The organism is Streptomyces cinereoruber (genome assembly GCF_009299385.1).
In the GTDB taxonomy this organism is placed as follows: domain Bacteria; phylum Actinomycetota; class Actinomycetes; order Streptomycetales; family Streptomycetaceae; genus Streptomyces; species Streptomyces bikiniensis.
In genome coordinates, this window is sequence record NZ_CP023693.1 from 5,665,993 (window position 1) to 5,692,516 (window position 26,524).

General features: G+C 74.0%; 21 protein-coding genes. 14 read left to right on the forward strand and 7 right to left on the reverse strand.

Annotation, left to right across the window (positions count from 1 at the left end):
- The first annotated feature begins 267 nt into the window (after positions 1-267).
- On the forward strand, positions 268-981 hold the full coding sequence (locus CP977_RS25660; protein WP_062751888.1) for a response regulator transcription factor: 714 nt from the start codon (positions 268-270) through the stop codon (positions 979-981).
- An 18-nt stretch (positions 982-999) separates the two neighbouring features.
- Positions 1,000-2,421 carry a sensor histidine kinase gene (locus tag CP977_RS25665; protein ID WP_152370873.1) on the forward strand — a complete coding sequence of 474 codons (1,422 nt, stop codon included), beginning with the start codon at positions 1,000-1,002 and terminating at the stop codon, positions 2,419-2,421.
- A 24-nt stretch (positions 2,422-2,445) separates the two neighbouring features.
- Here CP977_RS25665 and CP977_RS25670 read toward each other — a convergent pair whose 3' ends face one another.
- The 4 genes from CP977_RS25670 to CP977_RS25685 all read right to left on the reverse strand — a co-directional run bounded on the left by CP977_RS25670 (position 2,446) and on the right by CP977_RS25685 (position 6,500).
- Positions 2,446-3,444: a TAXI family TRAP transporter solute-binding subunit gene (locus tag CP977_RS25670; RefSeq protein WP_152370874.1), complete on the reverse strand. Its 999-nt coding sequence runs from the start codon at positions 3,442-3,444 to the stop codon at positions 2,446-2,448.
- Between the two features lie 358 nt (positions 3,445-3,802).
- Entirely contained in the window at positions 3,803-4,450 is a 648-nt protein-coding gene (locus tag CP977_RS25675; RefSeq protein ID WP_062751885.1) for a response regulator transcription factor, read from the reverse strand.
- Positions 4,441-5,649, reverse strand: a complete 1,209-nt coding sequence (locus tag CP977_RS25680) for a sensor histidine kinase (protein ID WP_372460782.1) — start codon at positions 5,647-5,649, stop codon at positions 4,441-4,443. The genes CP977_RS25675 and CP977_RS25680 overlap by 10 nt, the downstream gene beginning before the upstream one ends.
- A gap of 173 nt (positions 5,650-5,822) precedes the next feature.
- Positions 5,823-6,500: a DedA family protein gene (locus CP977_RS25685; RefSeq protein ID WP_152370875.1), complete on the reverse strand. Its 678-nt coding sequence runs from the start codon at positions 6,498-6,500 to the stop codon at positions 5,823-5,825.
- Between the two features lie 326 nt (positions 6,501-6,826).
- On the opposite strand from CP977_RS25685, the gene CP977_RS25690 reads away from it, so the two are divergent.
- From CP977_RS25690 to CP977_RS25700, 3 genes are all read left to right on the forward strand, one after another.
- The gene (locus tag CP977_RS25690) at positions 6,827-7,090 is read left to right on the forward strand and encodes a hypothetical protein (protein WP_062751883.1); all 264 of its coding nucleotides are present in this window, start codon (positions 6,827-6,829) and stop codon (positions 7,088-7,090) included.
- Between the two features lie 104 nt (positions 7,091-7,194).
- A complete protein-coding gene (gene miaB, locus CP977_RS25695) occupies positions 7,195-8,715 on the forward strand; it encodes a tRNA (N6-isopentenyl adenosine(37)-C2)-methylthiotransferase MiaB (protein WP_109184155.1) in 1,521 nt (506 codons plus the stop codon).
- Between the two features lie 143 nt (positions 8,716-8,858).
- Positions 8,859-9,566, forward strand: coding sequence for a class III extradiol dioxygenase subunit B-like domain-containing protein (locus CP977_RS25700; protein WP_062751881.1), 708 nt, complete (start codon positions 8,859-8,861; stop codon positions 9,564-9,566).
- A gap of 117 nt (positions 9,567-9,683) precedes the next feature.
- Here CP977_RS25700 and CP977_RS25705 read toward each other — a convergent pair whose 3' ends face one another.
- On the reverse strand, positions 9,684-10,031 hold the full coding sequence (locus tag CP977_RS25705) for an antitoxin (protein WP_152370876.1): 348 nt from the start codon (positions 10,029-10,031) through the stop codon (positions 9,684-9,686).
- A gap of 347 nt (positions 10,032-10,378) precedes the next feature.
- Here CP977_RS25705 and miaA point away from each other — a divergent pair, with 347 nt between their 5' ends.
- The 6 genes from miaA (at position 10,379) to hflX (ending at position 18,801) form a co-directional block, all read left to right on the forward strand.
- Entirely contained in the window at positions 10,379-11,317 is a 939-nt protein-coding gene (miaA, locus tag CP977_RS25710) for a tRNA (adenosine(37)-N6)-dimethylallyltransferase MiaA (protein WP_062751879.1), read from the forward strand.
- A gap of 108 nt (positions 11,318-11,425) precedes the next feature.
- Positions 11,426-11,962, forward strand: a complete 537-nt coding sequence (locus CP977_RS25715) for a hypothetical protein (RefSeq protein ID WP_109184157.1) — start codon at positions 11,426-11,428, stop codon at positions 11,960-11,962.
- Between the two features lie 85 nt (positions 11,963-12,047).
- Entirely contained in the window at positions 12,048-12,965 is a 918-nt protein-coding gene (gene dapF / locus CP977_RS25720; RefSeq protein ID WP_152370877.1) for a diaminopimelate epimerase, read from the forward strand.
- A gap of 137 nt (positions 12,966-13,102) precedes the next feature.
- Positions 13,103-15,475, forward strand: a complete 2,373-nt coding sequence (locus CP977_RS25725; protein ID WP_104860380.1) for a RelA/SpoT family protein — start codon at positions 13,103-13,105, stop codon at positions 15,473-15,475.
- 162 nt (positions 15,476-15,637) lie between these two features.
- Positions 15,638-17,152, forward strand: coding sequence for a M1 family metallopeptidase (locus tag CP977_RS25730; protein ID WP_229991756.1), 1,515 nt, complete (start codon positions 15,638-15,640; stop codon positions 17,150-17,152).
- 155 nt (positions 17,153-17,307) lie between these two features.
- A complete protein-coding gene (gene hflX / locus CP977_RS25735; protein WP_062751877.1) occupies positions 17,308-18,801 on the forward strand; it encodes a GTPase HflX in 1,494 nt (497 codons plus the stop codon).
- 94 nt (positions 18,802-18,895) lie between these two features.
- Here hflX and CP977_RS25740 read toward each other — a convergent pair whose 3' ends face one another.
- Together CP977_RS25740 and CP977_RS25745 are read right to left on the reverse strand one after the other, a co-directional pair.
- Positions 18,896-20,068 carry a trypsin-like serine peptidase gene (locus tag CP977_RS25740; RefSeq protein WP_062751876.1) on the reverse strand — a complete coding sequence of 391 codons (1,173 nt, stop codon included), beginning with the start codon at positions 20,066-20,068 and terminating at the stop codon, positions 18,896-18,898.
- Positions 20,069-20,206: 138 nt separating this feature from the next.
- Positions 20,207-21,382, reverse strand: a complete 1,176-nt coding sequence (locus CP977_RS25745; RefSeq protein WP_062751875.1) for a trypsin-like serine peptidase — start codon at positions 21,380-21,382, stop codon at positions 20,207-20,209.
- A gap of 341 nt (positions 21,383-21,723) precedes the next feature.
- On the opposite strand from CP977_RS25745, the gene CP977_RS25750 reads away from it, so the two are divergent.
- From CP977_RS25750 to CP977_RS34925, 3 genes are all read left to right on the forward strand, one after another.
- Positions 21,724-23,307 carry a diaminobutyrate--2-oxoglutarate transaminase family protein gene (locus tag CP977_RS25750; protein WP_372460783.1) on the forward strand — a complete coding sequence of 528 codons (1,584 nt, stop codon included), beginning with the start codon at positions 21,724-21,726 and terminating at the stop codon, positions 23,305-23,307.
- Positions 23,308-23,344: 37 nt separating this feature from the next.
- Positions 23,345-25,558, forward strand: a complete 2,214-nt coding sequence (locus CP977_RS25760; RefSeq protein ID WP_244412633.1) for an IucA/IucC family protein — start codon at positions 23,345-23,347, stop codon at positions 25,556-25,558.
- A 69-nt stretch (positions 25,559-25,627) separates the two neighbouring features.
- Positions 25,628-26,524, forward strand: coding sequence for a GNAT family N-acetyltransferase (locus tag CP977_RS34925; RefSeq protein WP_079131000.1), 897 nt, complete (start codon positions 25,628-25,630; stop codon positions 26,522-26,524).

Sequence of the window (26,524 nt, forward strand, 5' to 3'; positions counted from 1 at the left end):
TCTGAGCGGAAATTGAGGATAACGATCCGGCCGCAACCGGACACACCGCGTGAAGGCGACACCGGCCCCCGTACCAGGTGCATCACGGAAACGCCCGCGTAACGGGGGGACACTTGACTGTGACGCCCACGTCCGGTGTTCATGCTCTGGTACCACCTGGTACACAGAGACCCGGCAAGGGCGCCCGGCGCCCGGCGCGAGCGCCACGGAACGGCGCGGAAAGCGCGAACGGCGCGAACGACACGGAAGATCACGGAGGAGGTACGCATGCGACTGCTGCTCGTGGAGGACGACGACCACGTCGCCGCCGCCCTCTCCGCGATCCTCGCGAAGCACGGCTTCGCCGTCACCCACGCCCGCAACGGCGAGGAGGCGCTCCAGGCCGTCCTGCCCACCGCGCACGGCGAGCGCCCCTCGTACGGGGTGATCCTGCTCGACCTCGGCCTGCCCGACCAGGACGGCTACCAGGTCTGCGGCCGCATCCGGAAGCTCACCACCACCCCGGTGATCATGGTGACCGCGCGCGGGGACGTGCGCTCCCGGATCCACGGCCTGAACCTCGGCGCCGACGACTACGTCGTCAAGCCCTACGACCCCGGCGAGCTCCTCGCCCGCATCCACGCCGTCAGCCGGCGCAGCACCGGCCCCGAGGAGACCGGCGGGACCCCCGGGACCACCGACGGGACCCGGCTGCGCCTCGGCTCCGTCACCATCGAGCTGCCCACCCGCCGGGTCAGCGTCGAGGGCGAGAGCGTCCAGCTGACCCGCAAGGAGTTCGACCTCCTCGCCCTCCTCGCCCAGCGGCCCGGCGTCGTCTTCCGCCGCGAGCAGATCATCAGCGAGGTCTGGCACACCAGTTGGGAGGGGACCGGCCGCACCCTGGAGGTGCACGTCGCCTCCCTGCGCTCCAAGCTGCGGATGCCCGCCCTGATCGAGACCGTGCGGGGCGTCGGCTACCGCCTGGTCGCCCCCGCCGCGTAACCGCCCGGCGGCCCCTCCGTGCGCACCCGACTCCTCCCGCTGCTCATCGTCCTCATGGCCGGCGTGCTCCTCGCCCTGGGCTTCCCGCTCGCCGCCAGCCTCGCCGCCTCCGAACAGCAGCGGGTCATCGTCGACCGGCTCGACGACGCCGCGCGCTTCGCCGCCCTCGCCCAGTACGTCGACAAGCGCAGCTTCGGCAACGACGAGCGGCTCGTCACGCTCGGCGGCGAACTCGCCAGCTACCACGACGTGTACGGCATCCGGGCCGGGAGCTTCTACCGCGACAACCGGTCCATGGCCGCCGCCCCCGAGGAGTGGGTCGTCCCGTACGACGGGGAGGCCAGGCGCGCCTTCAACGAGGCGCTGCTCGGGCGCCGCAGCCACGACCCGCCCCAGGTGTGGCCCTGGCAGCCCCACGCGCGGCTCGCCATCGCCTCCCCGGTCGTCCGGGACGGCGACGTCGTCGCCGTCGTCGTCACCGACTCGCCCACCGGCCAGCTCCGCTCCCGCATCCTGCGCGGCTGGCTGCTGATCTTCGCGGGCGAGGCCGCCGCGATGCTGCTCGCCGTCGGCGCGGCCTTCCGGCTCACCGGCTGGGTGCTGCGGCCGGTCCGCGTCCTCGACGCCGTCACCCACGACATCGCCACCGGCCGGATGAACTCCCGGGTCGCCGCCGCCGGGGGCCCGCCCGAGCTGCGGCGCCTCGCGCACTCCTTCAACGAGATGGCCGACCACGTCGAGGAGGCCCTCGAACAGCAGCGGGCCTTCGTCGCCGACGCCTCCCACCAGCTGCGCAACCCGCTCGCCGCGCTGCTCCTGCGGATCGAGCTGCTCGCCCTGGAACTGCCCGAGGGGAACGAGGAGATCGCCTCCGTACGGACCGAGGGCAAGCGGCTCGCCCAGGTCCTCGACGACCTCCTCGACCTGGCGCTCGCCGAGCACGCGGCGGCCGAGCTCAGGCTCACCGACGTCGGCGCGCTCACCGCCGAGCGGGTCGCGTCCTGGCGGCCCGTCGCCGAGGACAAGGGGGTCGTCCTGGAGGGGAAGTGCGGGGCGGTCACGGCCTGGGCGGACCCGGTGGCCCTCTCCAGCGCCCTCGACGCGGTGATCGACAACGCGCTGAAGTTCACCCCGGCCGGGGAGGAGGTCACGGTCACGGTCGTCCCGGACCGGACGAGCGTCGCCGTCGTCGTCGCCGACCGCGGACCCGGCCTCACCGAGGAGGAGCTGGGCCGGGTCGGCGACCGCTTCTGGCGCTCGGGCCGGCACCAGAACGTCAAGGGCTCGGGCCTCGGCCTCTCCATCGCGCGCGTCCTGCTGACGGCGGGCGGGGGCGGGGTGGCCTTCGCGCCGAACGCACCGCACGGCCTGCGGGTGACGGTCACCGTCCCCCGGCACGCGCCCGCGGACGCGCGGGACCAGGGCCTCACCGAGCGGTAGCGGCAGTGGCCCGAAGCGGTGCCGTCAGGGCTTCACCGAGCGGTAGTAGCGGCGGGCGCCCTCGTGGAGCTCCAGGGGGTCCGTGTAGACGGCGGTGCGCAGGTCCACCAGCTGGGCCGGGTGGACCTGGCGGCCGATCCCGTCCCTGCTCCTGATCACCGTACGGGTGAAGCCCTCCACCAGGTCCGCGTCGGCCTCCTCCGTGGTGACCAGGAGGTTCGCCACGGCCAGCGTCTCGACCCGCTGCCCGTCCTGCGCCTTCGCGTACGCGTCGGCCGGGATCACCGCCGAACGGTAGTGGCGGGTCGACTCGCCGACGTCGTGCAGTTGCCCGACCAGCTCCGCGTCCAGCGGGATCAGCCGGACCGGGGTGCGCTCGGACAGCTTCTGCACCGCACCGGTGGGCAGCCCGCCCGACCAGAAGAAGGCGTCCAGCTCGCCGCGCTCCAGGAGCTCCGGCATGGTGTCGATGCCCGCCGGGACCGCCTTCACGTCCCGTACGGGGGCCAGACTGGCCGCCGCGAGGACCCGGTCCGCTATCAGCCGCACGCCCGACCCGTCCTGGCCCACGCCGACCCGCAGACCCTTCAGGTCCTGCACCTCCTGCAGCGACGACCCCTTGCGGACCACGAGCTGCACGTAGTCGTCGTACAACCGGGCGCAGCCGCGCAGCCGCTCGAAACCGGGCCGGCGCTCGCGCTGGTACTGGGCCACGGCGTCGGCCGTGGCGATGGTGAAGTCCGCCTCGCCCGACGCCACCCGCGCCAGGTTCTGCTGGGAACCCTCGCTGTCCGTGAGCCGTATCGACACCTCGGGCAGGTCCTGGGCCAGGGCGTGCTTGAGGAGGTCCCCGTACTGCTGGTACACGCCGCTCGGGACGCCCGTGCTGAAGGTGATCGAGCCGCTGGACGCGGGAGGGCCGAAGGGGGCCAGCCACCACACCAGCACCCCGCACAGCGCGAGCAGCGCGGCCGTGGCCGCCAGGGCACGGCGGCGGGCGGCGCGGGAGAGGGAGGCGAACATGGGCCGATCCTGCCAGCCCACCTCGGCTCCTGGCCAGGGACGGCCGCGCCGCTCGCGGTGTACGGGCCCGGAGTGCGCTCCGCCGAAGCGGTGAGCGGCCCGGGCGGCGCGGACCGCGCCGTGTGTCCTGCCGGGGCGGTGGTGCCCCGGCGGTTAGCGTCGGAAGGCGTTCGGTGATCTTGAGGACAGTCCCCTGTCCGCCCCTGGCGTCCCCCTCCGAACGCACCGCTCCCGTCCGTCCCCGTCCCGCCGCGGCGGCCTCCGCGCGGTCGCGGCCGGGCCCCTGCGATCCCACCCGCCCGTCCGGGCGCCCGGAGGGCCGGGCCACCGTCGTACCCGTCCCCGCGTCCTCCGGGCGCTACGACTCCAGGTAGCGGAGCACCGCCAGGATCCGCCGGCTGTAGCCGTCGTTCGCGCGGTCGAGGTCCAGCTTGTCGAAGACGGAGTTGAGGTGCTTCTCCACCGAACTCAGCGAGAGGTGCAGCTTCGTCCCGATGGCCGTGTTCGTGTGGCCCTGCGCCAGTGCCTCCAGGACCTCCCGCTCCCGGGGCGTGAGCCGGGCCAGCGGATCGACGCGCGTGGTCCGTACGACCAGCCGCCGGACGACCTCCGGATCGATCGCCGCTCCGCCGGCGTGGATCCGGTCGAGCGCGTCGAGGAACTCCTCGACCTGCGCCACCCGGTCCTTCAGGAGGTAGCCGACCCGCTCGGCGCCCGTCGCGAGGAGTTCGGCCGTGTAGGCGCGCTCGACGTACTGCGAGAGGACGAGCACACCGGTCCCGGGCCACCGCTCCCGGATCTCGACGGCCGCCCGCAGCCCCTCGTCGGTGTGCGTCGGAGGCATCCGGACGTCCACCACGACGATGTCGGGCCGGTGCTCCCCGACCTCCCCGACCAGCGTCGACGCGTCCCCGAACGCCGCCAGGACCTCGTGGCCCTCCTCGACGAGCAGGCGGACCAGGCCCTCGCGCAGCAGGGTCGAGTCCTCGGCCAGGATCAGGCGCACGGCAGCTCCGCGGTGACGGTGGTCGGTCCCCCGAGGGGGCTGTGGACGCGCAGGACGCCGTCGAGCGCGGCGACCCGACTGCGGAGCCCCGTGAGCCCGCCGCCGGTCGGGTCCGCGCCACCCGTGCCGTCGTCCTCGATCCGGACGGTGAGCCGGGGCCCGTCGAGGGCCACCGCGACCGAGACCGCGGACGCCGAGGAGTGCTTGGCGGCGTTCGTCACGCACTCCGACACCACGAAGTAGGCGGCGGTCTCCACCGGCCGGGGCAGCGGGGCGCCGACCTCGAACCGGATCCGCAGCGGAAGGGGGCACCGCTCGGCGACCCCGCCGAGCGCCTCTTCGAGCCCGAGGCCGTCCAGTGCCGACGGGTACACCCGCCAGGCCACCTCGCGCAGTTCGGCCAGGACGCCCCGGGACTCCTCGTGGGCCTGGAGCAGCAGCGCGTCGGCCCGCTCGGGGTCGCGGCCCCGGCGGGCCCGGCCGATCAGCACGGCGAGCGCCACCAGCCGCTGCTGGATCCCGTCGTGCAGGTCGCGCTCGATGCGGCGCCGCTCGGCGTCCACGGCCTCGACGACGGCGGCCCGGCTGGCGGCGAGCTCGTCGATCCGCCGCCGGAGCAGTTCCCCCTCGGAGGGGCCGAAGAAAGCGCGGGCGGTACGGGCGTCGAGCGCGGCCAGCGAGTGCAGGCCCTGGACGTCGAGGAAGAGCAGCACCCCGCCGAGCAGGACCTGGACGAGCAGTTCGTCCCAGCCCAGGGTGCCCCGGACCGCTCCGGCGGCCAGGAGCCCCGCCAGGACCGCGCCGAAGCCGAGCAGACCGACGACCACGCCGCAGAGCAGCCCCGTGCCGACGCGGACCGCCAGATGGCGCAGGACCTTCCGGTCGGAGGCCTCGTAGTGCTCCGGGAAGCGGTCGCCGAAGAAGACGGAGCGGCGGGCCCGTTCCAGGGCGGTCAGCCGCCGCGCGCCGGCCGCCAGGACCCTCAGGGTGCCGGGCCGGGTGCGCGGCCGGAGCAGGAGCGGGCCGAGGACCGTACCGGCGACGAGGAAGTGGAGGGCGCCGGCCAGGGCGGTCGCGCAGCCGAGGAGGGTGCCCAGGGCGCGGGAGGGGAAGGCCGTACGGGCGGTGGCGGTGGACCCGTCCCCACCGGCGTCCGCCACCGACCGCCCGGACGTGACGTCCGCCGAGCTCTCCCGCACCGAACCCCCTTGAGCGCGGTCCGAGGCTAGTGGACCCGTACCGCCCGGACAAGATCGCCGGGGCCGCGCGGGGAGCGGGGCCGTACCGGTCGGGAGGAGGGCGGAGGACGAGGCCGTACCGGTCGGACGGAGGGCGGAGTGCGGGGCCGCACCCGCCGGGCGGAGAGCCGGGTTCACGAGGCGCGCCGGTGCCGGGCCCCGCGTCCGCGCAGCCGGACCGCCACGTACGCCGCGACGGCGACCAGGACGAGGACCAGGACGGCCTTGGACAGGACGCCGACGTACCCCTCCACGAGGTCCCACCGGTCGCCCAGCCAGTAACCGGCCATCACGAGGATCCCGTTCCAGACGAGGCTGCCGAGCGTGGTGAGCGCGACGAAGAGCGGCAGCGGCATCCGCTCGACGCCCGCGGGCACCGAGATCAGGCTGCGGAAGATCGGCACCATCCGGCCGAGCAGGACGGCCTTGGTGCCGTGCCGGGCGAACCACTCCTCGGTGCGGACCAGGTCCGAGGCCTTCACCAGGGGCAGCCGCGCCCAGATCACGTGCATCCGCTCCCGGCCGAAGAGCGCCCCGATCCAGTAGAGCGCCACCGCCCCGGCCACCGAGCCGAGCGTCGTCCAGAACAGCGCCGACGCCAGGCTCAGCACGCCCTGACCGGCGGCGAAACCGGTCAGGGGCAGGATGACCTCGCTGGGCAGCGGAGGGAAGAGGTTCTCCAGGGCGATGGCGAGCCCGGCTCCCGGGCCGCCCATCGTGTCGACGAGCCCGGCGGCCCAGCCGGCGACACCGCCCGCGGGCTCTCCGGCCAGTGCCAGGGGGGTGGAGTGGACGAAGGAGGCGATCGGCATGGCGGGGCTCCAGGGCGAGGCGTCGGGGCTCCGGGGACCTTCGCCCCGGTACTCCTCCACGCTAGGAATCCGGCCTCCGCGCCGGTACGGGGCTTCCCGTCCGGCCACCCCGCGGAAAACCGCAGGGCGCGGGGAGACTGCCGGGGCCCGGCAAGACGGGGCGCCGTTCGGTGCGCGCCGCACCCGTGTCGGGGCCGGTCGCGGCCCCCTTACGGTGCCGGGGGAACGACAGGACGACGAAACGCGACCGAGGGGGAACCCATGAGGAACGAGTACGGCGCGGCCATCGCCTCCGCCGCCACGGGCCCGCTCCGGGCGGTGACCGCGTGAACAGCGACGAGCCCGTCTTCAAGAAGAGCCGCTGGGGAACGAACCGGTACGTCTACAACGCGAACAACCCCGTCGGCCTCGCCCTCATCGTCATCAGCACCGTCCTGTGCCTCGGCATGCTGCTGCTCATGGAGAACCGGGCAGGCCCCTTCGCCCCGACGCCGGAGCCCACGTGGTACCCGGCCCCGACCGAGGAGGCGTGGTCGCCCACGCTCCTCCCGCAGGAACCGTACGAGACCGAGACCACGATCACGCCCTGACCCGAACGAGCCCAGGCGACGGCAACGACGTGGCCGTCCCCGTGCGTCCGGTAGCCCGTCAGCCGACGGAAAGGGGGCCGTCCCGGACCGCCTACCCTTGACGCATGACGAGCAGCAGCGACCGGAGCACCGCAGTGAGCGTTGACGGCACCAAGACCTATGAGATCCGCACCTACGGGTGCCAGATGAACGTCCACGACTCCGAGCGGCTCTCCGGTCTGCTGGAGGAGGCGGGTTACGTACGGGCCCCCAAGGGAGCCGACGGCGACGCCGACGTCGTCGTCTTCAACACGTGCGCGGTCCGCGAGAACGCCGACAACAAGCTGTACGGCAACCTCGGCCGGCTCGCCCCGATGAAGACCGCCCGCCCGGGCATGCAGATCGCCGTCGGCGGCTGCCTCGCCCAGAAGGACCGCGACACCATCGTCAAGAAGGCCCCCTGGGTCGACGTGGTCTTCGGCACGCACAACATCGGCAAGCTGCCGGTCCTCCTGGAGCGCGCCCGCGTCCAGGAGGAGGCGCAGATCGAGATCGCCGAGTCCCTGGAGGCCTTCCCCTCCACGCTGCCGACCCGCCGTGAGTCCGCCTACGCCGCCTGGGTCTCGATCTCCGTCGGCTGCAACAACACCTGCACCTTCTGCATCGTCCCGGCCCTGCGCGGCAAGGAGGAGGACCGCCGGCCCGGCGACATCCTCGCCGAGATCGAGGCGCTGGTCGCCGAGGGCGTCTCCGAGATCACCCTGCTCGGCCAGAACGTCAACGCGTACGGCTCCGACCTCGGCGACCGCGAGGCGTTCTCCAAGCTGCTGCGCGCCTGCGGACAGATCGAGGGCCTGGAGCGGGTCCGCTTCACCTCCCCGCACCCCCGCGACTTCACCGACGACGTGATCGCGGCGATGGCCGAGACCCCGAACGTCATGCCGCAGCTGCACATGCCGCTCCAGTCCGGCTCGGACACGATCCTCCGCGCGATGCGCCGCTCGTACCGCCAGGAGCGCTTCCTCGGCATCATCGAGAAGGTCCGCGCGGCCATCCCGCACGCGGCCATCTCCACCGACATCATCGTGGGCTTCCCCGGCGAGACCGAGGAGGACTTCCAGCAGACGATGCACACCGTCCGCGAGGCCCGCTTCGCGAACGCCTTCACCTTCCAGTACTCCAAGCGCCCCGGGACCCCGGCGGCCGAGATGGAGGGGCAGATCCCCAAGGAGGTCGTGCAGGACCGCTACATGCGGCTAGTCGCGCTCCAGGAGGAGATCTCCTGGGAGGAGAACAAGAAGCAGGTCGGCCGCACCCTGGAGGTCATGGTCGCCGAGGGCGAGGGCCGCAAGGACGGCGCCACCGACCGCCTCTCGGGCCGCGCCCCCGACAACCGGCTCGTCCACTTCACCAAGCCGGACGAGGAGGTGCGCCCCGGCGACGTCGTGACCGTCGAGATCACCTACGCCGCCCCGCACCACCTCCTCGCCGAGGGCCCGGTCGCGTCGGTGCGCCGCACCCGCGCGGGCGACGCCTGGGAGAAGCGCACCGCCGAGAAGCCGAAGGGCGTCCTCCTGGGCCTCCCCAAGATCGGCGTCCCGGCCCCCCTCCCGACGGCCGACGTCCCGGCTTGCGGGGCCCACTGAGGCGGGAGCCGCTGGAGCAGGGCCTACTGAGGCCGGGCCCACTGAGCCCGGCCTCCGGGGTTCGCCCCGGGCGGCCGGGAAGCGCCCCCAGGGCCGGTCCCCGTCCCCGTCCCCCACCGTCCCGGCGCAGTAAGGTGCGGATCATGCTTGTCGCCGCAGCCGTCTGCCCCTGTCCGCCGCTCCTCGTGCCCGAGGTCGCGACCGGCGCCGCCACCGAGCTGGACGCCGTCCGGACCGCCTGCGCGGACGCCGTCGGACTGCTCGCCGCCGCCCGCCCGGACCGGCTGTACGTCGTCGGGCCCGCGACCGGCGGCGCCGACGGCGTCTTCCCGGCCGGCACCACGGGCTCCTTCGCCGGATTCGGCGTCGACCTCTCCGTACGCCTCGGCGACGGCCCGGCCGGCGACCGCACCCTCCCCGCCCCCCTCGCCGTCGGGGCCTGGCTCCTGGTCCGGGCCCGCTGGTCCGGCGCGCCCGTCGAGGGACTGGGGGTGGGGGAGGAGACCCCGGCCGAGGCCTGCGCCGCCACCGGCCGCGAGCTCGCCGCCTCCGCCGAACGCGTCGCCCTCCTCGTGATGGGCGACGGCAGCGCCTGCCGGACGGTCAAGGCCCCCGGCTACCTCGACGAGCGGGCCGCCGGGTTCGACGCGGAGGCCGTCCGCGCGCTCGGTGGGGCCGACGCGCCCGCGCTGCTCGCCCTCGACACGGGGCTCGCGCGCGAACTGAAGGTCTCCGGCCGCGCCCCCTGGCAGGTCCTCGCGGGCGCCGCCGAGGGCGCCGGGCTCGACGGCCGACTGCTCCACGAGGACGACCCCTACGGGGTGGAGTACGTCGTCGCGGCCTGGTCCTGAGCCACCCCGAGCCGTCCCGGGAGCATTCCCGGCACGACACGCGACACACGACACGGCGGAGGGCCGCGGAGCACATCGCTCCGCGGCCCTCCGCCGTCATGCCGTGCCGGGCGACCGTCAGGCGGCCGGCGGCGGCGTCACACCGCCACCCCCGGTCCCGGTACCGGTCCCCGGAGTGCCACCGGTCCCGGGCGTTCCGCCGGTCCCGGGCGTTCCGCCGGCGCCGGGCGTGCCATCGGCCCCCGGAGCGCCACCGTCCTTGTGGCCCATCCGGTCGATCGCCCCCTTCGCCTTGTCCGTACCGGAATGGATCTTGTCGCTGTACTTGCCCTTGGTCTTCTCGTCGACCACCCTCGCGGCCTTGTCCAGGCCCTGGTCGATCTTCTCCCCGTGCTGCTGCGCCAGATCGGCGACCTTCTCCTTGGCCGGGCCGAGCTTGGCCTTCAGCGAATCCATGAGACCCATGGGGGCACCTTCCCTCCGCGGACCCTCGCGGGCCCGTCCTCGTGTCCTGTCCCCGGCGCCCGGGGGCCTGCCTACGCGCCTTCGGCCGCCTCGGCGCCCTCCGTACGGACCACGTGCCCGCTCTTCACCGAAGAACGCGCGACCGCGTCCGCCTTCTCGCGCCACCCGGGGCGAGCACCTATGGCAAAAACTTGCCAAAACGCCCATATCCACTCCACAGCGTACTCGGAGGGGAGGGCCCCCGCGACGACCGGTGACCGGGTGCCGCGTACGAGGAAACGAGGCCGGAGGGGACCCGTCACGCGACTCGTTCGGGGACGGGTCCGGAGGTTTGCGAGACTGGGGCGGTGAGAAGCGCAGCTCCCGCCCCGCGGGTCATCGCCGTCGTCGGCCCCACGGCGGCCGGAAAGTCCGATCTGGGTGTCTTCCTGGCCCAGCAGCTCGGCGGCGAGGTCGTCAACGCCGACTCGATGCAGCTGTACCGCGGGATGGACATCGGAACCGCCAAACTGACGCCCGAGGAGCGCGGCGGCGTCCCGCACCACCTCCTCGACGTCTGGGACGTCACCGAGGCCGCCAGCGTCGCCGAGTACCAGCGCCTCGCCCGCGCCGAGATCGACCGGCTGCTCGCCGCCGGCCGCACCCCGGTCCTCGTCGGCGGCTCCGGCCTCTACGTACGGGGGGCCGTCGACGCCCTGGAGTTCCCCGGCACCGACCCCGCCGTCCGGGCCCGTCTGGAGGCCGAGCTCGAAGAGCGCGGCCCCGGCGTCCTGCACGCCCGCCTTGCCGGGGCCGACCCCGAGGCGGCCCGCGCGATCCTGCCCGGCAACGGGCGCCGCATCGTCCGGGCCCTCGAAGTGATCGAGATCACCGGCAAGCCCTTCACCGCCAACCTCCCCGGCCCCGACTCCGTCTACGACACCGTCCAGATCGGCGTCGACGTGGCCCGCCCCGAACTGGACGAACGCATCACCACGCGCGTGGACCGGATGTGGGAGGCCGGCCTCGTCGACGAGGTGCGCGCCCTGGAGGCGCGGGGGCTGCGCGAGGGCCGCACCGCCGCCCGCGCCCTCGGCTACCAGCAGGTCCTCACGGCGCTCGCGGGGGAGTGCACCGAGGACGAGGCGCGCGCCGAGACCGTACGGGCCACCAAGCGCTTCGCCCGCCGCCAGGACTCCTGGTTCCGCCGCGACCCGCGCGTGCACTGGCTCAGCGGAGCCGCCGAGCACCGGAGGGAACTCCCGCGAGAGGCGCTGTCGTTGGTCGAACGAGCGGTTACAGCCTGATCACGTGATGGCATCGGGACGCCCTGCCCGTCATCCCGGCGGTCGGGAGCGTGCCATCATCGAGCATCGATCGACCAAGTGGAGTCCGAGTGGGGAGGGCGCGTGGCGATGGAGGCCGGCCCTCGCGACAGAGAACAGCACGAAGCGGTCCTCGGCGACCCGACGGCGGCCCCTTCGGGTGACCTGCCGGGCGACCCGCCGGACGAGCCCCCGCTCCGTCCGGCGGACGACGTCCCGGCCGTGGCCCCGGGGCTGACCCCGGACGGCCCCGACGACGCGGTCGGCACCGCCGTCGTGGTGGACGCCGACGAGGTCGAGGTCGAGCTGCGCCCCCAGCGGCGGCTGCGGATCTGGCAGCTGGCCCCGATCGTGGGCCTCGCCGCCGTCGGCTCGCTCATGTTCGCCTTCCCGCTCGCCTTCGGCTCCGGGGACGGCGGCGCCGTCGTCGCCATGCTCGGCCTGCTCATCAGCTCCTGCGCGGCGGGCTGGGGCGTGATGGCCGCCCGCAAGGTCGGTCACACCTGGCCCGGACTCCCGGCGCGCGGCTCCGGCGAGCGCCCCGACTGGCGCGTCCTCGCCCTGTACGTGGCGACCATCGGGGCCCTGGTGGCCCTCGCGGTCTGGCGCGTGGCCCGCCTGCGCTGACCCCGCTGCCGGGGCCGGGAGCCGATCCTCCGGTACGGCACCGGTCCCGTACGCACCCGCGTGCACGCCCCGTACAGTTGATCTCGTGACCAGCACGCAGACCTCCCCGCTCCGTTTCCTCAAGGGCCACGGCACTGAGAACGACTTCGTGATCGTCCCCGACGCGGAGAACGCCCTCGACCTGCCCCCCGCCGTCGTCGCCCGGCTCTGCGACCGGCGGGCCGGCATCGGGGGCGACGGGCTCCTGCACGTCGTGCGCAGCGCCGCCCACCCCGAGGCCCGGCACCTGGCCGACGAGGCCGAGTGGTTCATGGACTACCGCAACGCCGACGGCTCGGTCGCCGAGATGTGCGGCAACGGGGTCCGGGTCTTCGCCCGCTACCTGGAGCACGCCGGGCACGTCACCGCCGGCGAGGTGGCCGTCGCCACCCGCGGCGGGGTCAAGCACGTGCACCTCGACAAGGACGGCACCGTCACCGTGGCCATGGGCCGCGCGGTCCTCCCCGAGGCCGCCGCCACGATCACCGTCGACGGCCGCAGCTGGCCCGCCCGCAACGTCAACATGGGCAACCCGCACGCGGTCGCCTTCGTCGAGGACCTCGACCACGCCGGAAACCTGCTCACCGAGCCCGCCTACGCGCCCGCCTCCGTCTACCCGGACGGGGTCAACATCGAGTTCGTCGTCGACCGGGGCCCCCGCCACGTCGCCATGCGGGTCCACGAGCGCGGCGCCGCCGAGACCCGCTCCTGCGGCACGGGCGCGTGCGCCGTCGCGGTCGCCACCGCCCGCCGGGACGGCGCCGACCCCGCAGAGAGAGGCACCCCCGTCACGTACACCGTCGACGTCCTCGGCGGGACCCTGGTCATCACCGAGCACCCCGACGGGCGGATCGACATGACCGGCCCGGCCGTCATCGTCGCCGAGGGCACCGTCGACCCCGTCTGGCTGGCCGCGGGCCCCGGGAACGCCGCGGTCACCGGAATCGAAACGGTCGACGACTGAATTATCGCTCGAATGGGTGATCCGATTCACGCTGAGCGAGAGCGTGACTGCGCCGCGTGGTGGGGTCGGTAGCATCAAGCACCGGCCCCCGGGCACGCCTGGCCCGCCCACCGCCGGTCTGTCGCCGGAGGTGCCCCATGAGCGCAGAGGCCGCCAACCCTGTGAGCGCGGCGGAGGACGCCGCCGCCGACACGACCGTCCGCAGACGCGGACGCGCCCGCATCGACCTGCGCCGGCTCGGCCGCGCCGCCCTGCTCGGCGCCACCGCCGGACCGGCCCCCCGCGACCGGCTGCCCGACGCCATCGGCCACGTCGCCGAGGCGCACCGCGCCCACCACCCCGAGGCCGACCTGACGGTGCTGCGCCGGGCGTACGTCCTGGCCGAGTCCTCGCACCGCGGCCAGTTCCGCAAGAGCGGCGAGCCGTACATCACCCACCCGCTCGCGGTCACCCTCATCCTGGCCGAACTCGGCGCCGAGACCACCACCCTGACCGCCTCGCTCCTCCACGACACCGTCGAGGACACGGATGTGACGCTCGATCAGGTGCGCCGGGAGTTCGGCGCCGAGGTCGCCTACCTCGTCGACGGCGTCACCAAGGTCGAGAAGATCGACTACGGCGCCGCCGCCGAACCCGAGACCTTCCGCAAGATGCTCGTCGCCACCGGCAACGACGTCCGGGTCATGTCGATCAAACTCGCCGACCGCCTCCACAACATGCGCACCCTCGGCGTGATGCGCCCCGAGAAACAGGCCCGGATCGCCCGGGTCACCCGGGACGTCCTCATCCCGCTCGCGGAACGGCTCGGCGTCCAGGCCCTCAAGACCGAGCTGGAGGACCTGGTCTTCGCCATCCTCCACCCCGAGGAGTACGAGACCACGCGCGCGCTCATCGCCGGCAACCCGCACGCCCCCGACGCGCTCGGCGCCGTCGCGGAACAGGTCGAGGCCGTCCTGCGCGAGGCGGGCATCGGCGCCGAAGTCCTCGTCAGGCCCCGGCACTTCGTCTCCGTCCACCGCGTCCGGCTCAAGCGCGGCGAGCTGCGCGGCTGCGACTTCGGCCGGCTCCTCGTGCTCGTCGCCGAGGACGCCGACTGCTACGGGGTCCTCGGCGAGCTGCACACCTGCTTCACCCCGGTGATCTCCGAGTTCAAGGACTTCATCGCGGCGCCGAAGTTCAACCTGTACCAGTCCCTGCACACCGCCGTCGCCGCCCCCGACGGGGCCGTGGCCGAGGTCCTCATCCGGACCCACCGGATGCACAAGGTCGCGGAGGCGGGGGTCGTCGCCCTCGGCAACCCGCACGTGGGCCAGGAACCGGCCGAGCAGCCCGAGGGCGCGGCGCCCGCGGCGTCCCCCGTGTCCTCGGCGTCCCTCGTGTCCGAGGACGGCGAGCGCGTCGACCCCACCCGCCCCGGCTGGCTCTCCCGCCTCCTCGACTGGCAGCAGTCCGCCCCCGACCCGGACACCTTCTGGACCTCGCTGCGCGCCGACCTCGCCGAGGACGACGAGATCACCGTCTTCCGCGCCGACGGCAGCGCGCCCGGCACGATCAGTCTGCCCGCCGGCGCCAGCTGCATCGACGCCGCCTACGCCCAGCACGGCGAGGCCGCCCACGCCTGTCTCGGCGCCCGCGTCAACGGGCGCCTCGCCCCGCTGAGCACCGTCCTGGGCGACGGCGACACCGTGCAGCTGCTGCTCGCCCAGGACCCCGTGTCCGGCCCGTCCCCGGAGTGGCTGGACCACGCCCGCACCCCCGCCGCCCGGATCGCCATCACGGGCTGGCTGCGGGACCACCCGGAGGACGCCGAACCCACCGACCCCGGGCCCGATCCCCGCCCCACCGCCTCCCGCTCCACCGGCCCCCGCGCCACCGATCCCCGGTCCGGTTCCCGCTCCAACGGCCTCCGGCCCGATGCACGAGCCACCGACGCCCGGCCCGACGCCCAAGCCGATGCCCGGCCCCGCTCCCGTCCGGAGCCCCGGCCCGAACCCCGCCCGGCCGCCGACCGTCGCCCCGGCGCCGGACCCCACGCCGAGTTCCACGCCGACCTGGACGGCGAGCAGCCCGCCGCCGTCCGCCCCGCCGGGTGCTGCACCCCCGTACCCCCCGACGAGATCACCGGCTTCCGGGTGCGCGGCGGATCGGTCACCGTCCACCGCTCCGGCTGCGCCTCCGCCGACGCCATGCGCCGGATCGGGCGCGCGCCCGTCGCCGTCCGCTGGGGCGACACCGCCCAGGGCAGGGTCACCCTCGTCGCCGAGTCCTTCGGCCGGCCCGGACTCCTCGCCGACCTCACCGAGGCCATCGCCACCGCCGGGGCCGAGGTCGTCTCCGCGACCGTCGAGCCGCCCAGCGAGCAGCGGGTCCGCCACACGTACACCCTCCACCTCCCCGACGCGGCCGGGCTCCCCGCCCTCATGCGGGCCATGCGGGACGTGCCCGGGGTGTACGACGTGAGCCGCGCCCGCCACCGCGCGTCACCCCGCCCCCGCCCGCGCCGGAGCTGAGGGAACGGCACCGTGACCGGGCGGAAGGAACACGCGACCGGCGGGGACCGGCAGGTGCCCCCGGGGCGTGACCCCCTTCGGGTGGCGGGCGGGCGAGCCGCCCCCGCGCGCGGCGAAAGCCCTGGTAGCCGTAGGGCCAGTCCTCCGGAAAGGCCCTGGCCCATGCCGTTCGCCCGATCCCCCGTGCCGTTCGACCACGCCCCCCTGCCGCCCCGCGCCCGGTGGCTCCGCTCCGCCGGTCTGATCGCCTCCTCGGCCGGGCTCGTCGCCGCCGCGCTGCCCGCCCCCGCGCCGCTCGGCATCGGCGACCCCCTCTTCCCGCACCTGGGCAACCCGGGCTACGACGTCCTCGCGTACACCCTCGACGTCGCCTACCCCGGCGTGAACACGAAGCCGCTCTCCGCCGTGACCCGGATCGACGCGCTCGTCACCGACGACCTGGAGCGGATCAACCTCGACTTCACCCACGGCGAGGTCTCCGCCGTCACCGTCGACGGCCGCCCCGCCGCGTACGCGAGCAGCGGCGAGGACCTGGTGATCACCCCCGCCGCGCCCGTCGAGGCGGGCGAACCGGTCCGGATCACCGTCACCCACACCAGCGACCCCTCCGGCCCCGCCGACACCGGCGGCTGGGTCCGCACCGGCGACGGCCTCGCCATGGCCAACCAGGCCGACGCCGCCCACCGGGTCTTCCCGTCCAACGACCACCCGGCGGACAAGGCGTACTTCACCTTCCGGATCACCGTCCCCGACGGGCTCACCGCCGTCGCCAACGGCCTGCCCGCCGGCCGCGTCCGCCACGGCTCCACCACCACCTGGACCTACCGCACCCGCCACCCCATGGCCACCGAGCTGGCCCAGATCTCCATCGGCCGCTCCACCGTCGTCCACCGCGCCGGACCGCACGGACTGCCCCTGCGGGACGTGGTGCCCACCGCCGACCGGGAGCTCCTGGAACCCTGGCTCCGCAGGACGCCGGCCCACATGGAGTGGATGGAGCGGCAGGTCGGCCCGTACCCCTTCGAGACGTACGGCGTGCTCGTCGCCGACGCCACCACCGGCTTCGAGCTGGAGACCCAGACCCTCTCCCTCTTCGAGCGCCGCCTCTTCGCGGACCGGGCCCTCCCCGAGTGGTACGTCGACTCGATCATGGTCCACGAGCTGGCCCACCAGTGGTTCGGCAACAGCGTCTCGCCCCGCAGCTGGTCCGACCTGTGGCTCAACGAGGGACACGCCAGCTGGTACGAGGCCCTGTACGCCGACGAGACCGCCGGCCGGTCCCTGGAACGGCGCATGAGGGCCGCCTACGCCGCCTCCGACGGGTGGCGGGCGGCCGGCGGGCCCCCGGCCGCCCCCGAGCCCCCCTCGCCGGACCACAAGATCAGCCTCTTCCGGCCCGTCGTCTACGACGGCAGCTCCCTCGTCCTCTACGCGCTCCGCCAGGAGATCGGCGCCGACGCCTTCCAGCGCCTGGAGCGCGCCTGGGTCGCCCGGTACCGCAACGGGAACGCCGCCACCGCCGACTTCGTCGCCCTGGCCGGCCGCACCGCCGGACGCGACCTCACCGGCTTCTTCCGGGGCTGGCTGTACGGCGAGAAGACCCCGCCCATGCCCGGCCACCCGGACTGGCGCAGCAACCCGCCCCGGGACGCGGGGAGCGCCCCGGAACGCGGGTGACGGGCCCGGCGGGTGCCGGAAAACCCGGGTGACGGGCCCCCGCGGACCGTGCCACCATCGTCCGGTCGGCGACGCGGCCGGGGTCCGGGAATCTTCCGGCGCCCGCGCGCGTTGTCACCGTCACACACCTGTTTCTCCTCAGACGTAAGGATCCAATGACCTCCTCTTCATCCCCTTCCCAGGACAACCAGAGCTTCGCGGAGACGAGCCGTACCGAGAGCCTTCGGGCCGATGCCCTGATGGAAGAGGACGTCGCCTGGAGCCACGAGATCGACGGAGAGCGGGACGGCGACCAGTTCGACCGCTCCGAGCGCGCGGCCCTGCGCCGCGTCGCCGGCCTCTCCACCGAGCTCGAGGACGTCACCGAGGTCGAGTACCGCCAGCTGCGCCTGGAGCGCGTCGTGCTGGTCGGCGTCTGGACCTCGGGGACCGTGCAGGACGCCGAGAACTCCCTCGCGGAGCTCGCGGCCCTCGCCGAGACGGCGGGCGCCCTCGTGCTCGACGGCGTGATCCAGCGCCGCGACAAGCCGGACCCGGCCACCTTCATCGGCTCGGGCAAGGCGCGCGAGCTGCGGGACATCGTGGTCGAGACCGGAGCCGACACCGTCGTCTGCGACGGCGAGCTCAGCCCCGGCCAGCTCATCGCCCTCGAAGACGTCGTCAAGGTGAAGGTGGTCGACCGGACCGCCCTCATCCTCGACATCTTCGCCCAGCACGCCAAGTCCCGAGAGGGCAAGGCGCAGGTCGCGCTCGCGCAGATGCAGTACATGCTGCCGCGGCTGCGCGGCTGGGGCCAGTCGCTCTCCCGGCAGATGGGTGGCGGCGGCGGTGGCGGCATGGCCACCCGCGGTCCCGGTGAGACCAAGATCGAGACCGACCGGCGCCGCATCCGCGAGAAGATGGCGAAGATGCGCCGGGAGATCGCCGAGATGAAGACCGGCCGCGACATCAAGCGGCAGGAGCGGCGCAGGAACAACGTGCCGTCGGTCGCCATCGCGGGCTACACCAACGCCGGCAAGTCCTCCCTGCTCAACCGGCTCACGGGCGCGGGCGTCCTCGTGGAGAACGCGCTGTTCGCCACGCTCGACCCGACCGTCCGCCGGGCCGAGACGCCCACCGGCCGGGTCTACACCCTGGCCGACACGGTCGGCTTCGTCCGGCACCTTCCGCACCACCTGGTCGAGGCGTTCCGCTCCACCATGGAGGAGGTCGGCGACTCCGACCTCATCCTGCACGTGGTGGACGGCTCGCACCCCGCCCCGGAGGAGCAGCTGGCCGCCGTGCGCGAGGTCTTCCGGGACGTCGGCGCGGTGAACGTGCCGGAGATCGTCGTCATCAACAAGGCGGACGCTGCGGACCCCCTGGTCCTCCAGCGCCTGCTGCGGATGGAGAAGCACTCCATCGCGGTCTCGGCCCGCTCGGGCCAGGGCATCGAGGAGCTCCTCGCGCTCATCGACGCCGAACTGCCGCGCCCGAAGGTCGAGATCGAGGCCCTCGTGCCGTACACGCAGGGCGGTCTCGTCTCGCGGGTGCACGCCGAGGGCGAGCTGGAGTCCGAGGAGCACACCCCCGAGGGCACCCTGCTCAAGGCCAGGGTGCACGAGGAACTGGCGGCGCTCCTGGCGCCGTTCGTGCCCGCCGCGCACTGACGGGCCCGTAGCCCCTACGCCGAAGGCGCCGGCCTCCTCCCTTCCGGGAGGGGACCGGCGCCTTCGCTGTTCTCCGGTTTCTACGCGCCGCGGGTCAGCGGGCGAACTTCTTGCTGACCATCTCGTGGGCCGCCTTGGCGCCGCTGCCCAGCTGCGGTCCGGCGAGCCAGCCGTTGCGGCCGGCCGGGCCGATCGAGGTGTTCGAGACCAGCGCCGTCTTCCCGTTCGGCAGCACCCGGAACCAGCCGCCGCCGGACGAGCCCGCCGTCATCGTGCAGCCGATCCGGTACATCACCGGGGTCGCGGGCGCCGTGGTGAACCGCGTCGCCCGGTCCAGGCACTTGTGCATGATCACACCGTTGTACGGAGCGGCCTGCGGGTACCCCCAGGCGCCGATCGTCCCGGCCCGTGCGGGCGCCGGGGCGGAGAAGTCGACCGGCAGGGCGGCACCGACGGTCTCCTCCAGGGACTTGGTGCCCCGCTGCGGCTTCACGTGCAGCACGGCGTAGTCGTACGGCCAGGCCTGGTTGGTGCCGCCGGACTTGATCCACTCGCCCGAGGTCACGGCCCAGTCGGCCCAGTACTGGCCGTACGGGTACACCTCGTGCGGCTTCGCGTTGCGCAGCGCGGCGGGGGACTTGCCGAGGTCGTTGTACGAGGGCACGAAGGTGATGTTGCGGTACCAGCCGCCCTTCTTGCCCGCGTGGACGCAGTGCCCGGCCGTCCAGACCAGGTTCGACTTCCCGGGGCGGCGGGGGTCCTTCACGATGGTGCCGGAGCAGACCATGTGGCCCTGCGGCGAGTCGAAGAAGATCTTGCCGACCGGGGCCGCGTTGCGGTGGTACGGCGTCTTCTCGCGCTGCGCCTGCACGGGCCGGGGCACCGGGTCGGTGCCACTGGCACCGGCCTGGGTGGTGATCGTCTGCTCCGGGCTCTTCGCGGACTGCATGCGCGCCGGGTCCCAGAGGCCCTCGATCACCGGGTTGACGAAGTCCTCGGCCTCACGCAGCCAGGTCTCCCGGTCCCAGTTCTTCCACTCGCCGTTCTTCCACCCCTCCAGGTCGACGCCGCGCTTCTTCAGCTTGTCGGCGAGGTCCTTGGTGAGGTCGGCGCCGCCGTCACCGGCGTCGGCCGCGGGCGCGGAGCTGCTCGCCCCGCCGGCCGGCTTGTCGGCGGCCGGGGTCTCGGTGGGCCCGCAGGCCGTGGCGGTCAGCGCGAGCGCCGTGGCCAGGCCGAGGGCGGTTGGTATGAGTCGTACGGAGCGCATGTGGTGATTTCCCCCTGAGGTGTCTACCGCTGAGATGTCCGGTCGGGACGGGGCCCTGTGTCGAGACGGGTTCCTGTGCCGAGACGGGCGCGACATGGGCGGAGGCGGGACCCGGGGGCCCCGCCTCCGCCGCCGGTCCTACTGGCCGGCGTACTTCTTGCTGACCTCGTCGAAGATGCCCTTGGCCTCGGGGCCCAGGCGCGGACCCGCGAGCCAGCCCGCCGACGCCGGGCCGATCGAGGTGTTCGAAACCAGCGCCGGCTTGCCGTCGCTGCCCTTGCCCACCCAGCCGCCGCCGGACGAACCGCCGGTCATCGTGCAGCCGATCCGGTACATCGTCGGCTGGTTCGCCTTCAGGGACAGCCGGCCCGGCTTGTCCTGGCACTGGAACATCTTCTGGCCGTCGTACGGCGCCGCCGCCGGGTAGCCGGTCGCCGTCAGACTCGCGATCTTCGGCACGGCGGGCGCGTTGAACTCCACCGGAAGCGCCGAACCGACCGTCTCCTCGAGGGACTTGCCCGAGGAGCCCTTCTCCGGCGTCACCTTGATGACCGCGAAGTCGTAGGGAGCACCCGCGCCGCCCGTGCTCGCGCCCTCGGCGATCCACTGGTCGGAGGTCTTGACCCACTCCGCCCACCACACGCCGTACGGGGCGATCTGCTCCCGCGCCGCCTTCTCCAGGTCGGAGGTCGCCAGCGCCGAGTCGTTGTACGAGGGCACGAAGGCGATGTTGCGGTACCAGCCGCCCTTCTTCCCCTTGTGTACGCAGTGCCCGGCCGTCCAGACCATGTTGGACTTGCCCGGGTGCGCCGGGTCCTTCACGACCGTGGCCGAGCAGACCATGGAGCCCTCGGGGCCGTCGAAGAAGACCTTCCCGGACTCGGGGGCGTTGTCGTGGTACTTCGCGTCCACGGCCTTCGCCCGCACCGGGTCCGGAGTCGGGTCGGTGACGCCCTTGTCGCCCGAGATGTCCTCCTCCTCGACCGGCTCGTCGGGGCGCTCGGCCTCCCGCATCCGGTCCGGGTCCCAGAGGCCCTCGATGATCGGGTTGACGAAGTCCTTGGCCTCACGCAGCCACTTGTCGCGGTCCCAGTTCTTCCACTCGCCGTTGCGCCACTTGTCGAGGTCGATCCCGTGTTCCTTCAGGCGGTCCTTCAGGTCCTCCGGAATCTTGAGCTTCTCGGCCGGGTCCAGGCTCGCGGGGGCACTGGGCTTGTCCCCCGCGTTCTCCTCGCTCGGCCCGCAGGACGTAACGGTGAGCGTCAGCGCCGCGACGGCGGAAGCGGCCGTCAGCAGCGGACGAATCGATCGCATCTCGTGATCCCCCTGGGACTACGTCAACTTGTACAGCTCGTTCAGGTGCTTGCTCGCGGGCGAACAGCGGCCGGGCCCTGGCGGATTCCGGCCGACGGCCCCCACTATGCCGGTGCCCGAGGGGACGGTACGCGCCCCGTCGGCGGTTCCGGGCACCGTTCGGCCGTTGCCGTGCCGTGATCCGGGACACGCCAAGATCTTGCCTCCGGCCCGTGATCCCGGGGAGTTCCCGTCGTTGGTACGTACGGGGGACACGGCGGAGGGGCCCGGGGCGCCCCTTGCGACCGTTCCACGACGCCCCGATGTGCAACGCAACTGTTACAGCGGGAGGACACCGAGCCGTGGCCGTGACCGAACCAGCTCCGGCCGTCCCGGCGGAGCCGCACGCCCCGCCGACCCCGACGGCCGCGCCGAACGAAGCGGGCGAGACACCTGGAATTCCTCAAGAGGGTGCTCGTCGGGAGGAAAGGGGCGAGGGGAGTGGGGGAGGCGAGGGGAGTGAAGGGGGCGCGGGGGCGCGGCCGGCCCCGTCGGGGCGGACGGTGCGGGGGACCGGGTACGAGAGCATCCTGCGCCGCCAGTCCCTGCGCGAGTCCGCCGCCCGCACCTACGCCCGCTCCCTGCCGATCGTGCCCGTGCGGGCCCGGGGGCTGACCATCGAGGGTGCCGACGGGCGCCGCTATCTGGACTGTCTCTCCGGCGCCGGGACGCTCGCGCTCGGCCACAACCACCCCGTGGTCCTCGAAGCGATCAAGAAGGTCCTCGACTCGGGCGCCCCGCTCCACGTCCTCGACCTCGCCACCCCCGTCAAGGACGCCTTCACCTCCGAGCTGTTCGCCACCCTCCCCGGCGAACTCGCCGACGACGCCCGCGTCCAGTTCTGCGGACCGGCCGGGACCGACGCCGTCGAGGCCGCCCTCAAGCTCGTCCGCACCGCCACCGGCCGCGACGGCCTCCTCGCCTTCACCGGCGCCTACCACGGCATGACCGCCGGAGCCCTCGCCGCCTCCGGCGGGGCCCCTGACGTCCGCGTGACCCGGCTGCCCTACCCGCACGCGTACCGCTGCCCCTTCGGCACCGGCGGCGAACGCGGTGCGGAACTCTCCGCCCGCTGGACCGAGAGCCTCCTGGACGACCCCAAGAGCGGTGTCACCACCCCCGCCGGAATGATCGTCGAGGCGGTCCAGGGCGAGGGCGGCGTGATCCCCGCCCCCGACGACTGGATGCGCCGGATGCGCCGGATCACCGCCGACCGCGCCATCCCCCTCGTCGTGGACGAGGTCCAGACCGGGGTCGGCCGCACCGGCGCCTTCTGGGCCGTCGAGCACAGCGGCGTCGTACCCGACGTGATGGTCCTCTCCAAGGCCATCGGCGGCTCCCTCCCGCTCGCCGTCGTCGTCTACCGCTCCTCGCTCGACGCCTGGGAACCCGGCGCCCACGCCGGCACCTTCCGCGGCAACCAGCTCGCCATGGCCGCCGGCACGGCCACCCTCGCGTACGTCCGCGAGAACAGGCTGGCCGAACGGGCCGGCACCCTCGGTGCCCGCATCCTCGGGCAGCTCCAGGGCCTCGCCGCCGCCCACCCGTGCGTCGGCGACGTCCGAGGCCGGGGCCTGATGATCGGGATCGAGCTCGTCGACCCCGACGCGGCCGGACCCGAGGACACCGCCCCGCCCGCCGCCCCCGCCCTGGCCCTCGCCGTCCAGCAGGAGTGTCTGGCCCGCGGACTCATCGTCGAACTCGGCGGCCGCCACTCCGCGGTGGTCCGGCTCCTTCCGCCGCTCACCCTCACCGACGAGCAGGCCACCGCCGTACTGGACCGCTTCGCCGACGCCCTCGCCGCCGCCGAACGGGCCCGCGTCCCCCGGCCGTCGCCCTCCCGTCGGGCCCCGGCCCCCGTGCCCGCCCCCGGGCCGTCCCACTGACCCCGGACCGCCCCCGGCCCCACCCCCAAGGAAGCCCGTGAACGCCACGCCCACCTCCCCGGCGCCCACCACCGCCCCCCTCCTCACCCCCGAACCCCTCACGACCGGGACCTTCACCTCCGGAACCGTCGGAGCCACCGGAGCCACCGGAGCCACCGGAACCTCTGGCTCTGGCTCCGGCTCCGGAACGCTCGCCCCCGAGAAGCTCGGCTCCGAGGATCCCGACGTCGAGGGGTTGGGTTCCGAGAGGGCCGACGGCAGGAGGTTCGTCTCCGAGGCGTCCGTCTCCGAGGATCCCGACGTCGAGGAGCCCGCTTCCGCCAAGGCCGGCTTCACCGGGACCGATTCCGCCGAGGCCGGCTCTGTCGAGGCCGACTTCGCGGGAACCGATTTCGCCAGGACTGGCTCTGCGGGGACCGACTTCGCCAGGGCCGGTTCCGCGGGGGCCGGTTCCGCCGGGACCGGCTCCGGTGAGCCCACCGTCCCGCGCCAGCACGCCGGACCGTACGCCCCCCGGGCCCTCCGGCCCGCCGTGGACCCCCTGGACGACCCCGACCCGGCGCGTGCCGCCGACGCCGCCGCGGTCGAGAACCTCCTGCGCTGCTGGGTCCGGGAGAAGAACATCCCGGCCCCCGGCTCCCCCACCCTGCGCGTCCCCCTCGACGCCAGCGGCACCGCCCTCCTCGTCCCCGTCCACTACTGGTCGCCCACCGGCTGGCACCGCTTCGGCGCCCCCGTCCTCGAAGGGCTCCCCACCTCGGCACCGGCGGTCGACGCCGTCACCGTCGCCGCACTCCTCAGCCGGGAGACCGGCCGCCCCGAGGGCACCGAACTCGTCGGCCGGGTCGCCGACTCCGCCCGCCGCACCGCCGACTTCATCACCGAGCGCCGCCACCGGCCCCAGCCGCACCCGGACGCCGACCTGTTCCTCGCCGCCGAACAGTCCCTCCTGCTCGGCCACCCGCTCCACCCCACCCCCAAGAGCCGCGAAGGCCTCACCGAGGCCGAGGGCCGCCTCTACTCACCCGAACTGCACGGCGCCTTCCCCCTCCACTGGTTCGCCGTCGACGCCTCCCTCCTGGCCTCCGACTCCGCCTGGACCGAACAGGGCCGGCCCGTCACCGCCGAGCAGCTCGCCCTCGGCCTCGCGGAAGGCCTCGCGCTTCCCGCCGGCACCGTGCCCCTGCCCCTCCACCCCTGGCAGGCCCGCGAACTCCGCCACCGCCCCGACGTCCGCGCCCTCCTCGACGACGGCCTCCTCCACGACCTCGGTGCCCACGGCACCCCCTGGCACCCCACCTCCTCCATCCGCACCGTGCACCGCCCCGGCGCCCCGGCCATGCTCAAGCTCTCCCTCGGCCTGCGCATCACCAACTCCCGCCGCGAGAACCTCCGCAAGGAGCTCCACCGCGGCGTCGAGGTCCACCGGCTGCTCCGGACCGGCCTCGTCGACGAGTGGCAGACCGCCCACCCGGGCTTCGACATCGTCCGGGACCCCGCCTGGCTGGCCGTCGACGCCCCGGACGGCACCCCCGTCCCCGGTCTCGACGTCATGATCCGGCACAACCCCTTCGGCCCCGGTGACGACGCCGTCTGCATCGCCGCCCTCACCGCCCCCCGCCCCTGGCCCGGAGCCACCGCCATGCGCTCCCGGCTCGCCGACGTCATCGGCCGGCTCTCCGCCCGCACCGGCCGCCCCACCGCGGCCGTGGCCGCCGAGTGGTTCCTCCGCTACCTCGACCACGTGGTCCGCCCCGTCCTCTGGCTCGACGGACACGCCGGCGTCGCCCTGGAGGCCCACCAGCAGAACACCCTGGTGCTCCTGGACCCGGACGGCTGGCCGGTCGGCGGCCGCTACCGCGACAACCAGGGCTACTACTTCCGCGAGTCCCACCGGAGCGAGCTGGAGAGCCGCCTCCCCGGCATCGGCGCCCACAGCGACACCTTCGTCTCGGACCAGGTCACCGACGAACGCTTCGCCTACTACCTCGGGATCAACAACATCCTGGGCCTGATCGGCGCCTTCGGCTCCCAGCACCTCGCCGACGAACGCGTCCTGCTCGCCGCCCTCCGCAGCTTCCTCACCTCCGCCACCTGCCTGGGCTCGCCCCTCCCTCACCGGCTCCTGGAGGCCGCGACCCTGCGCAGCAAGGCCAACCTCCTCACCCGCCTGCACGGCCTGGACGAACTCGTCGGCCCGGTCGACACCCAGTCCGTCTACGTCACCGTCACCAACCCCCTCCGCGCCTGACCCCTCCGTCCCCCCCCCCCCGCACCCGGCCCCACGTTCCGACCGCACCACCGAGAGGAGAGCGACACTGTGTCACCCACCCGCCCCCCGGCCGACCCACCGGGGGACGACACCCTCGACCTGAGGGTCGACGACCTCGTCGCCCTCCTCACCCGGGGAGCCCCGCCACAGCCCCCGGCCCCCGACACCCCCGCCCCGATCCCGGACACCCCCGCTCCCGACAACCTCGCGGTCACCCCCGCCAACTCCGCGACCACCCCCGGCGGCCCCGCCACCGGTACCTTCCTCCCCGGCACCCCCGCAACCGCCGCCGGCAACACCTCCGCCCCCGTCCCCGGCACCCCCACCGGCGCTCTCTTCCGCGGCGGCCACCCGCACCGCGAACTCCTCGACGGCGACCTGCTCGACTCCGTCGCCTCCTGGAGCCCCGCCGCCACCCCCGTCGGCTCCTTCCGGCTCGTCCCCGTCCGGCTGGAACGGGACCTCCCCCTCCTCACCCGGTGGATGAACGACCCCGCCGTCGCCGCCTTCTGGGAGCTCGCCGGACCCGAGACCGTGACCGCCGATCACCTCCGCGCCCAACTGGAGGGCGACGGCCGGAGCGTCCCCTGTCTCGGCCTGCTCGACGGCACACCCATGAGCTACTTCGAGATCTACCGCGCCGACCTCGACCCGCTCGCCCGGCACTATCCGGCGCGCCCCCACGACACGGGCCTCCACCTGCTGATCGGAGGCACCGCCGACCGGGGCCGGGGCGTCGGCACCACGCTCCTGCGAGCCGTCGCCGACCTGGTCCTCGACCACCGTCCCCGGTGCACCCGCGTCCTCGCCGAACCCGACCTCCGCAACACTCCTTCCGTCTCGGCCTTCCTCGGCGGCGGCTTCCGCTACGCGGCGGAAGTCGACCTCCCCGACAAAAGGGCCGCCCTCATGATCCGTGACCGCACCCTGCGTCACGTCCTCTGA

Excerpts from the sequence above, each read along its gene's own strand:
- CP977_RS25670 (WP_152370874.1), bottom strand. The coding sequence starts at position 3,444 with ATGTTCGCCTCCCTCTCCCGCGCCGCCCGCCGCCGTGCCCTGGCGGCC.
- CP977_RS25745 (WP_062751875.1), bottom strand. The coding sequence starts at position 21,382 with ATGCGATCGATTCGTCCGCTGCTGACGGCCGCTTCCGCCGTCGCGGCG.
- miaB (WP_109184155.1), top strand. The coding sequence starts at position 7,195 with ATGACGAGCAGCAGCGACCGGAGCACCGCAGTGAGCGTTGACGGCACC.
- CP977_RS25685 (WP_152370875.1), bottom strand. The coding sequence starts at position 6,500 with ATGCCGATCGCCTCCTTCGTCCACTCCACCCCCCTGGCACTGGCCGGA.
- CP977_RS25730 (WP_229991756.1), top strand. The coding sequence starts at position 15,638 with ATGCCGTTCGCCCGATCCCCCGTGCCGTTCGACCACGCCCCCCTGCCG.
- CP977_RS25725 (WP_104860380.1), top strand. The coding sequence starts at position 13,103 with ATGAGCGCAGAGGCCGCCAACCCTGTGAGCGCGGCGGAGGACGCCGCC.
- CP977_RS25715 (WP_109184157.1), top strand. The coding sequence starts at position 11,426 with ATGGAGGCCGGCCCTCGCGACAGAGAACAGCACGAAGCGGTCCTCGGC.
- CP977_RS25700 (WP_062751881.1), top strand. The coding sequence starts at position 8,859 with ATGCTTGTCGCCGCAGCCGTCTGCCCCTGTCCGCCGCTCCTCGTGCCC.
- hflX (WP_062751877.1), top strand. The coding sequence starts at position 17,308 with ATGACCTCCTCTTCATCCCCTTCCCAGGACAACCAGAGCTTCGCGGAG.
- CP977_RS25740 (WP_062751876.1), bottom strand. The coding sequence starts at position 20,068 with ATGCGCTCCGTACGACTCATACCAACCGCCCTCGGCCTGGCCACGGCG.
- CP977_RS25705 (WP_152370876.1), bottom strand. The coding sequence starts at position 10,031 with ATGGGTCTCATGGATTCGCTGAAGGCCAAGCTCGGCCCGGCCAAGGAG.
- CP977_RS25660 (WP_062751888.1), top strand. The coding sequence starts at position 268 with ATGCGACTGCTGCTCGTGGAGGACGACGACCACGTCGCCGCCGCCCTC.